This window comes from Lentilactobacillus kefiri, assembly GCF_007989105.1.
Classification (GTDB): domain Bacteria; phylum Bacillota; class Bacilli; order Lactobacillales; family Lactobacillaceae; genus Lentilactobacillus; species Lentilactobacillus kefiri.
The window spans coordinates 1-8,816 of sequence record NZ_BJVK01000052.1 but is presented as its reverse complement, the minus strand read 5'-3'; the positions used below and the strand labels follow the sequence as shown (position 1 = coordinate 8,816).

The window sequence follows — 8,816 nt, the reverse complement described above, 5'->3', positions numbered from 1 at the left end:
GTGTCATTAATAATCGTCATTGCGTGGCGTCCTTTGCTGGCATAGAATAAAAGAATAGTCATTAAGAATAGAGGAATTAGGATGCCTGTTGAATTTGAGTATGCCAAATTAAGTGAATTACCCAAAATTGTCGAAATTTATAACGAAATTATTCCCAGTCGACTTGCGACTGCCGATCTGGAACCCGTTTCTGTTGAATCCCGTGAAGGGTGGTTTGAAGCCTTTAATCACGATACTCGGCCACTTTGGGTCATGAAAATTGATGGTCAAATTGCTGGCTGGGTTGGGCTGGAGTCGTTTTATGGCCGGCCGGCTTATCATTGGACAGCGGAAATCAGTATTTACATTGATGCCGATTTCCGTCATCAAGGCTTGGGACAACAAGCCCTTGATTTTGTGATTGGTGAGTTACCCCGGCTGGGACTGGACGCGTTGGTTGCTTTTATTTTCAGTCATAATCTGCCAAGTCAAAAACTCTTTAAACATAACGGATTTGAAACTTGGGGCCATTTGCCGGATGTAGCAGATATGGATGGGCAACGCAGAAGCTTGGATATTTTAGGAAAACATTTTAATTAATTGATATGTAAAAGGTGATCAGAACAGCATTCTGGTCACTTTTTTTGGTTTTAAAAGCGTCAACGACGTGCAATAACTTGCAAAAGATAAGTTACAGTTGTAAACTTAATGTTGTTGAGAGCTACAAATGTAAATTTAAAAAATTAAAAATGAGGTTAATAAAATGATAGACGCAAAGCACGTAACCATCACCGATTCAGAATGGGAAGTTATGAGAGCAATTTGGACAATGGGCCAGACAACCAGCCGTGAGTTGATTGACACAATGAATCAATTGGAAGGCTGGTCGGACTCGACCACCAAGACCCTACTGCACCGCCTGATTAAGAAAGGGGCAGTTGAGCAGACTGGTGCAAGCCGGCCATTTACTTTTAAGCCAGTGGTTGGTGAAAAAGAATCAATGTCGGCTGCCGCAGATGATCTGTTTGACCATATGTGTGCGATGAGGGCAGGATCAACGATTGCCCAAGTGATCAAAACCCGTGAGCTTTCGAAAAGTGATATTGCAGAATTACAAAAGATTTTGGCAGAAAAAGCCAAAGATGCCCCGGAGATGGTTCACTGTAACTGTCTTCCCGGGAAGATGACATGTGAGGAGGATAGCTGAGATGGCAAGTAACAAAGATAATATGAATATGAATCATGACATGAGTGGCATGGATCATTCAAAGATGGATCATTCAAAAATGACGATGGATCATTCCAAGATGTCGATGAATGATGGCAATATGAAAATGGATCACAGCCATATGGATATGAGTCACGAAGGTCACGATGACATGTCTGGAATGGACATGGGCGGTGACATGATGATGCATGGCGGCCAAATGATGCACATGGGTAACCTGAAGCAGAAATTTTGGATTTCTGTTGTTCTCGCTATCCCCGTGTTACTTTTAGCGCCAATTATGGGACTCAACGTTTCAGTTCTCAATTTTAATGCGCCGATATTTGAAGGAATCGCGATTCTCCTTTTTGATACCGCACTTTACTTCTATGGCGGTTCACCATTCTTAAAGGGTGCCTGGGCTGAGGTTAAAAGCAAAGAACCCGCTATGATGACATTGGTCACCCTTGGTATTTCCGTTTCATACTTTTACAGTATTTACGCATTCATTGCCAATAATGTGTTAGCCACATCAACCCACGTGATGGATTTCTCGTTTGAACTGGCAACCTTGATTCTGATCATGTTGTTGGGACACTGGATTGAAATGAACGCTGTGATGGGCGCGGGGGATGCGGTTGAAAAAATGGCCGCTCTCTTACCTAAGACAGCTCATTTGGTTACTGATAATGGTGAAACCAAAGATGTTCAAGTATCTGATTTGCAGGTTGGTCAATCATTTCAGGTTCGTGCAGGTGAAAGTATTCCTGCCGATGGAACCATCACGAATGGTCAATCAACTGTTAATGAAGCATTAGTAACTGGTGAATCTGCTGCCGTTACCAAGAATCCCGGTGACAAGGTCATTGGTGGTGCGACAAACAATAACGGAACATTAACCGTTCAAATTACCGGTACCGGTGAATCAGGATATTTGTCACAAGTTATGAAGATGGTTTCTGAAGCTCAACAGTCAAAGTCTAAAGCTGAAGGTCTGGCGGATCTCGTTGCCAAGTATCTTTTCTACGCAGCATTGTCAATTGGGATCATCGCCTTCTTCGCATGGCTGCCGCAAGGCTTTTCAGTTGGGGTTACCCGGATGGTCACGGTATTTGTGATTGCTTGTCCTCATGCATTGGGGCTCGCGGTTCCATTGGTAATCGCCCGTTCAACTGCAATCGGGGCTCAAAATGGTCTGTTGGTTCGAAATCGTCAGGCAATTGAAGCAAGTCAGCATGTCAGTCATGTGTTGCTGGACAAAACCGGTACTCTGACTGAAGGCAAATTTACCGTGAATGCCGTCGTCCCAACTATTGGAAATGACGAACAAACATTGTTAAGTAAATTAGCTGCTCTCGAGAGTAACTCGACTCATCCACTTGCACAGGCGATTCTTTCAGCTGCAGAAGCAAAAGGCATCTTTGTTAAGGCCGCCGAGAACTCTCAAAATATCCCCGGTGTTGGCATTTCCGGAGATATTGACGGTCAAAATTACACGATTGTCAATGGAAACTATTTGACCAAAAATGGGATTTCATTTGACAACGCCACTGCTGATCAGTGGGCCGCCAAAGGCAACTCTGTCAGCTTCCTTCTTCAAGGCAAACAGGTTTTGGGAATGGTTGCTGAAGGTGATACCATCAAGTCCGGTGCCAAAGATTTGATCAACGGATTAAAGAAACGTGGGATTACCCCGGTTATGCTGACTGGTGATAACCAGAAAGCAGCCGAACATGTTGCCAAGCTACTTGGCTTAGACGAATTTCATGCTGGTCTGCTGCCCAACGACAAGCAAAAGATTGTCTCTGAGTCCCAGGCTAAGGGCAATCACGTCATCATGGTTGGTGACGGTGTCAACGACGCTCCAAGTTTGGCAGAAGCCAATATTGGTGTTGCCATTGGTGCCGGAACTGATGTCGCAATCGATTCCGCTGATGTCATCTTGGTTAAATCAGAACCAAGTGATATTCTCCACTTCCTTGACTTAGCTAAAATTACCAACCGTAAAATGGTTCAAAACCTCTGGTGGGGAGCCGGATATAACATCATTGCCATCCCATTGGCAGCCGGTGTTCTGGCATTCGCTGGACTTATCTTGGACCCAGCCGTTGGAGCGGTTGTCATGGCAATGTCGACAGTTATCGTTGCGATTAACGCAATGGGATTGACAGCTGATAAAATTAAAAATGATTAAGCTTAAAATGTGATAACCAAAAAATGAGGCCGAAACAAAAGTGTATGCTTTTGCTTCAGCCTCTTTTTTGGAATGTCATATTATTTTGCTAAAACGCCGTTTGTCCCACTCTCTATTTTTGAGCGACAACCAACGATTTGATTGCTTCACGTTTGGCCATGGCCTGGTAGGCATCATCAATTTCATCGAGCGTAAAGCGCTTGGTAAAGACCTTGCCTGGGTGAATATCGCCATCCAAGACCGCCTTTAGCAGAACTGATTTGTCATAGGTGGTTACAGAAGCGGGACCACCGGCAATTGCCAGGTTACTGTAAAATGAGTTCGTTAAATCGGTCTTTTTTGTATGAGGCAGGCCAACTCGGCCGACGGTTGCACCTGGACGGGCAACTTTCATTGCGGTATCGGTTGATAATTCAGAGCCAACACACTCAAGAACAGCATCGGCGCCGGCGCCGTTGGTTAAAGCCATAACCTTAGCGACGGCTTCGTCACCACGTTCAGGGACAATATCGGTTGCCCCAAATTCGGTTGCCAGCTTTTGACGGTCCTCATGGCGGCTCATTGCAATGATTCGGCTTGCGCCACGCATCTGTGAGGCGATTACACCGCAAAGGCCGACAGCACCGTCACCGACAACGACGACTGTATCACCGGGCTTAACGTTGGCGACACGGGCAGCATGATAGCCGGTTGCCATGACGTCTGCGAGAGTCAGTAACGAATTTAACATGCCGTCACTATAGTCTTCAGGTTTGCCTGGAATCTTAACCAGTGACCACTCGGCATGCTGGTAACGAACGTATTCGGCTTGATAACCAGCACTAAAGTTGTCGCTATGACTCTGACAGCTTCCTTCGTAACCGGCACGGCAGGCAGCACAATGACCGCAGCCGTGGGTAAATGGTGCGATTACAAAGTCTCCCGGCTTGACAGTTGTAATATTTTTACCGACTTGGTCGACAATTGCGATTGCTTCGTGGCCGGTATTCTCAGAATTCGGCTCCTTATCTTCTAAATCACGATAAGCCCATAAGTCTGATCCACAGACACAAGCTCGAACAATGTGTAAAATTGCGTCATCATCAGCTTGAATGGTTGGCTTGTCAATGTTTTGAATTTCAACTTTGCCAGGTTTTACAAAAATGGTTGATTTCATGTCATAATCTCCTCATAAATTTATTTACAAGGTTATTGTAAACCTTAAAGTCGACTTGAAGGCAAGCCTGGATAGACTATTTTTCGGCTTCAGAAAGCCGTTCCTGGAGTCTAATATCGTATTGGCGCATCACTGGAATCAGCAGGACAAAGATGCCGCAAATGACCGTCCCAATGCCGGCAATGATAAAGAGTGTTTCAACTCCCAGCGAATCGGCAAGTGGCCCCGCAAAAATCAAGCCAAGGGGGCCGGTCAGACTCAGAATTGAATTTAAGACGCCCAAAATCCGTCCCAGCTGCTTGGCGGGATAACTTTGTTGGATCATGGCCATTAACAGGGTATTAAAGAGTGGACTGGCAACCCCTTCGATCACGTTTAAAATTGCGAACCAGATGAACCCGGTTTGATTACCGGGAAGAAGGCCGCTGATGCCAGTTGGAACGCCAACCAGGAAAAGTGAGAAGATGACCGGCTTCATTCGATCCGCCCAGTTTCCCCAGATGCCGATAATCGCCCCGCCGGCAAGCATGCCACTGGAGTATAGGACTTCAATGAATCCCGCTTGGCCGACGGTTCCCTGAAAATATTTCATAGTCATGAGCGGATACATGCTTGAAGCGGGCATAATGAGCAGCATGAAGACGGCACCGGTTATGGTGATGTACCAGAGCCCCTTGTTGCCCATGAGCTGCTGGAGGCCTAATTTTGTGTTATGGAGCATGTGCAGGGCAGCGTCGATTTTTTCATTATTGGGAATCTGAACCCAAATCAAAAAGCTGATGCCAAGAATTGCCCCGAGAACGTCCAGTAAAATCAGGTATTGCATGGGGATAATTGCAAACAAGAAAGCTCCTAACGCAGGCGCAATCACCATGTTGGCTGACTGAACCATTCCCAGCTGACCGTTGACTCTGGTTAATTCTGCATCTGGAACCATCGTCGGCATAACCGATTGAATGGTTGGCATCTGAAATGTTTGCGCAATTGATCGCATTAGTAACGATACAAAAATCAGCCAGACTGGAAAGACGTGAAAGACGCCGCCAGAGACTGACAGGATAATGGCGAAGATTGCGGCCACAATATCCGGCACGATCAACAAGGCTTTTTTTTTCCACCGGTCTACCAGCGGGCCGACAAATGGACTCAGCAAGGCCATCGGCAGCATGCCCAAAATTGTGGCAATGCTCAAGATGGTTGCAGAGCCGGTCTCTTTAGTCAGGTACCAGATGATGGCATATTGAACAATCATACTGGTGATTCCCGTCAAAAACTGGCTGGTTAAAAACAAATATATATTACGGCGCCAATGTGCTTCGTTAACTTTCATGGCGAATACCTCGTGACTTTCTGGAATGATTGTTATCAACATTTTACCTTATTCGTCATAAAAGCGGGGAAATACCGTCAAAGTTCCTGACTTTGATTGATGGTTGTGATAAGCTCATTGAAGACAAAGAATGTATATTAAAGGAGATATAAAATGACTTTACCTCAATTAGATTTAGATAACGCTAAAGGACCCAAGGCTACCATTAAGACCAACCACGGCGACATTGTGGTTCAATTATTCCCTGAACAAGCTCCCAAGACGGTTGAAAACTTCATTGCTTTGGCCGAAAAGGGCTACTACAATGGCGTCATTTTCCACCGGGTCATTCCTGATTTCATGATTCAAGGTGGCGATCCAACCGGAACCGGGATGGGTGGCGAAAGCAGCTTTGGCGGCAACTTTGCCGATGAATTCTCACCTGAACTGTTCAACATCAACGGGGCCTTATCAATGGCTAATGCCGGTCCAGATACCAATGGCAGTCAGTTCTTCATTGTCAGCAACGAACACGTTGATGACGGCATGATTTCTCAGATGAAGACTGCCGGTTATCCAGAAGAAATTATTGAAGCATACAAGAACGGCGGCACACCATGGCTCGACTTCAGACACACTGTCTTTGGCCAAGTCATCTCTGGTATGGACGTTGTTAAAGAAATCAGCCAAGTTGCCAAGAACGCCCAAGACAAGCCTAAAGAAGACGTTGTCATGGAAAAGGTTGAAATCAGTAAATAATTGAAGCATCTATCAAAATCCACAGCTGGACCAGAAATTTTCTGGCCCAGCTTTTTTGTGCAATTAAACAATCAATAATCCACAGTCACCGACTCATTCGCGGTACGATGGTCTTGTAGAAATCAGAAACTTGTGATTAAGGCGGTGAAATTATGGTTAAATTTGATCAAACATATCGAAAAGAAGTTAATATTACTCAGCCATATATTCAAGGCGAAACTGAAGACGAAGTTCGCAGGAAGTATCACTTGGATAAAGTGGTTAAATTGGGGTCTAATGAAAACCCATATGCGCCGTACTATCATTCAAAGAACGCAATGATTCACAGTATCAGTACCTTGAATCGATATCCTGAAGATGACTTTGTTAACATGAAGAAGCTTCTGGCTGACGAAACCGGATTGAAGCCGGAAAACGTTGCTTTGGGAAGTGGCGCCGGCAATATCATTGAAACCATCTCCAAGATGTTTATCAACGAAGGCGATGAAGTTCTCATTGCCAAGCAGTCGTACCGGTTGTATCGTGAGGTTTCCAAATTAATGGGTGCCAAAGTGATTGAAATTCCGTTGACTGCCGACTATCAGTTTGACCTGGATCAGTTTGAGCAAAAATAACCGATAAAACCAAGCTGATTTGGCTTTGCAATCCCAATAACCCAACCGGAACGATTACCGATGCGTCAAAGCTTGAAGCATTCATGGATAAGGTCCCTGATAACGTTTGGGTCGTTGTGGATGAAGCGTATGCTCAATTTGCCGATCATCTGAGCTTGGCCAACTTTATTCGGTATATTGGTAAAAAACGGGTGATGGTGGTTCGGACATTTTCCAAGTTTTATGGTTTGGCTGGTGCCCGACTGGGATACGTATTGTCCGACCCTGAGGCCATTCAGGCGTACGACACTGTGACGGAGCCATTCAACACTAACCGGACGGCAATTGCCGGGGCTGCCGCCGCAATGCAATTTGATAAAGCCGAAATTGATAAAACCCGGAAAAAGATTTTGGGTGATCGTGAAGGCTTGGTTGAATCGTTGGGGTTACTGGGGTTCACGGTTGCGCCTTCCCAAGCCAACTTTGTGTTTGCAAAGCTGCCGGACGGTGCGCCCGATGCAACTCAAGTCGTCGATGATTTGATGAAGCAGGGGGTTATCATCCGTGACTGCACGCCATGGGGGTATCCTCATCATATCCGGGTGACAGTTGGCACACACAAAGAATTAGAATTCTTCTTGTCCAAATTAACGGCCGTATTATCACATTAAGGATTGAAACCGACTGTCCGCATGATTGTTGGTTAGGATGTCGTCAAACAATTAAATGGATCACAAAAAAGCAATCATTCCTTGGCGGGATGATTGCTTTTATATTGATGTTATTCGATTTTAAATGTCTAGCTGACAATGTCTAATGGGCCGTGATCGTCTACATGATTGTCATGAACGTGTTGCAATCTGCCGTTTACAAGGTAATCCATGTGATCGCCATGGGGAACTTCTTGATGGCCGCAATAGTCATCATGAATTTCACCTTCAACAGGATGTTCACCATCGGGATTTTGATCTGAAACTTCGATTTTACATTCATCCCAGTGATCTTCATGTTTATGGTGTAAGTGACCGTTGGCTTCTACAAAATCAATATGATCGTGATGCAAAACCTTGGTGTGGCCGCAGTGCAAACTATGAACATGGTTAGTGTCAACTTCAGCTTTTAAATCTGTCATTGGTATTCCTCCTTTGGGAACTCCTTAAGCGTCTGTACAGTTATTATATAAACATATGCAAATATGGCCGTCAAGAATCATGACTTTCTTTTTTAAGGCCGGCACATAAGCAAAGTGAGCGCTTCCTGTAAAGCCGGATTTGATGGCCTTTTTATCGTCGTCCGAGAAACATTCGACTGTTCAATCAGTTTTAATAAATTTCCAAAATAGACTGGACGAAAGAGGAGTGGTTATGTATAATAAACAGTAACCATTACCATTTACTTTGATAAGACTTCATGTCAATATATTTTCAAACAAAATAATGACTTCCGAATCTTGCCTCAACAGCAGTGAATGTATCATCACCCTTATCAAAGTGTCTGCCTACAAACTAACAACAAATGGCTGGTTGTCATCACTTCATGTGCCCGCAAATTTATTTGCGGGAATATGAAGTGATTTTTATTTGGCGTCACTGGCGCTGGCGACTCAAACCATTATTTTC

At 44.8% G+C, this 8,816-nt stretch carries 9 protein-coding genes; 6 read left to right on the top strand and 3 right to left on the bottom strand.

Annotated features, from left to right (window positions below):
* The first annotated feature begins 81 nt into the window (after nucleotides 1-81).
* The 3 genes from LKE01_RS10935 (at nucleotide 82) to LKE01_RS10925 (ending at nucleotide 3,380) form a co-directional block, all read left to right on the top strand.
* Entirely contained in the window at nucleotides 82-579 is a 498-nt protein-coding gene (locus LKE01_RS10935) for a GNAT family N-acetyltransferase (RefSeq protein WP_056982408.1), read from the top strand.
* A 163-nt stretch (nucleotides 580-742) separates the two neighbouring features.
* Nucleotides 743-1,186, top strand: a complete 444-nt coding sequence (locus LKE01_RS10930) for a CopY/TcrY family copper transport repressor (RefSeq protein ID WP_056982406.1) — start codon at nucleotides 743-745, stop codon at nucleotides 1,184-1,186.
* A 1-nt stretch (nucleotide 1,187) separates the two neighbouring features.
* On the top strand, nucleotides 1,188-3,380 hold the full coding sequence (locus tag LKE01_RS10925; protein WP_056982404.1) for a heavy metal translocating P-type ATPase: 2,193 nt from the start codon (nucleotides 1,188-1,190) through the stop codon (nucleotides 3,378-3,380).
* A gap of 112 nt (nucleotides 3,381-3,492) precedes the next feature.
* Here the strand turns inward: LKE01_RS10925 and LKE01_RS10920 are convergent, their stop codons facing one another.
* Together LKE01_RS10920 and LKE01_RS10915 are read right to left on the bottom strand one after the other, a co-directional pair.
* Nucleotides 3,493-4,536 (bottom strand): zinc-binding dehydrogenase, encoded by a 1,044-nt coding sequence (locus tag LKE01_RS10920; protein WP_054769808.1) that lies wholly within the window; start codon nucleotides 4,534-4,536, stop codon nucleotides 3,493-3,495.
* Between the two features lie 76 nt (nucleotides 4,537-4,612).
* Nucleotides 4,613-5,866, bottom strand: a complete 1,254-nt coding sequence (locus tag LKE01_RS10915) for an MFS transporter (protein WP_056982402.1) — start codon at nucleotides 5,864-5,866, stop codon at nucleotides 4,613-4,615.
* Between the two features lie 153 nt (nucleotides 5,867-6,019).
* On the opposite strand from LKE01_RS10915, the gene LKE01_RS10910 reads away from it, so the two are divergent.
* The 3 genes from LKE01_RS10910 (at nucleotide 6,020) to LKE01_RS12450 (ending at nucleotide 7,868) form a co-directional block, all read left to right on the top strand.
* Entirely contained in the window at nucleotides 6,020-6,604 is a 585-nt protein-coding gene (locus LKE01_RS10910) for a peptidylprolyl isomerase (RefSeq protein WP_054769807.1), read from the top strand.
* Between the two features lie 152 nt (nucleotides 6,605-6,756).
* On the top strand, nucleotides 6,757-7,218 hold the full coding sequence (locus LKE01_RS12455) for an aminotransferase class I/II-fold pyridoxal phosphate-dependent enzyme (protein WP_433962217.1): 462 nt from the start codon (nucleotides 6,757-6,759) through the stop codon (nucleotides 7,216-7,218).
* Entirely contained in the window at nucleotides 7,215-7,868 is a 654-nt protein-coding gene (locus tag LKE01_RS12450; RefSeq protein WP_433962218.1) for a pyridoxal phosphate-dependent aminotransferase, read from the top strand. Before LKE01_RS12455 ends, LKE01_RS12450 begins: the two co-directional genes overlap by 4 nt.
* 128 nt (nucleotides 7,869-7,996) lie before the next feature.
* Here the strand turns inward: LKE01_RS12450 and LKE01_RS10900 are convergent, their stop codons facing one another.
* Nucleotides 7,997-8,329 (bottom strand): hypothetical protein, encoded by a 333-nt coding sequence (locus LKE01_RS10900; RefSeq protein ID WP_054769806.1) that lies wholly within the window; start codon nucleotides 8,327-8,329, stop codon nucleotides 7,997-7,999.
* Nucleotides 8,330-8,816 lie beyond the last annotated feature (487 nt).

Bases quoted from the DNA above. Each gene is read 5' to 3' on its own strand.
- LKE01_RS10900 (WP_054769806.1), bottom strand. From the start codon at position 8,329: ATGACAGATTTAAAAGCTGAAGTTGACACTAACCATGTTCATAGTTTG.
- LKE01_RS10925 (WP_056982404.1), top strand. From the start codon at position 1,188: ATGGCAAGTAACAAAGATAATATGAATATGAATCATGACATGAGTGGC.
- LKE01_RS10920 (WP_054769808.1), bottom strand. From the start codon at position 4,536: ATGAAATCAACCATTTTTGTAAAACCTGGCAAAGTTGAAATTCAAAAC.
- LKE01_RS10915 (WP_056982402.1), bottom strand. From the start codon at position 5,866: ATGAAAGTTAACGAAGCACATTGGCGCCGTAATATATATTTGTTTTTA.
- LKE01_RS12455 (WP_433962217.1), top strand. From the start codon at position 6,757: ATGGTTAAATTTGATCAAACATATCGAAAAGAAGTTAATATTACTCAG.
- LKE01_RS10910 (WP_054769807.1), top strand. From the start codon at position 6,020: ATGACTTTACCTCAATTAGATTTAGATAACGCTAAAGGACCCAAGGCT.
- LKE01_RS10935 (WP_056982408.1), top strand. From the start codon at position 82: ATGCCTGTTGAATTTGAGTATGCCAAATTAAGTGAATTACCCAAAATT.
- LKE01_RS10930 (WP_056982406.1), top strand. From the start codon at position 743: ATGATAGACGCAAAGCACGTAACCATCACCGATTCAGAATGGGAAGTT.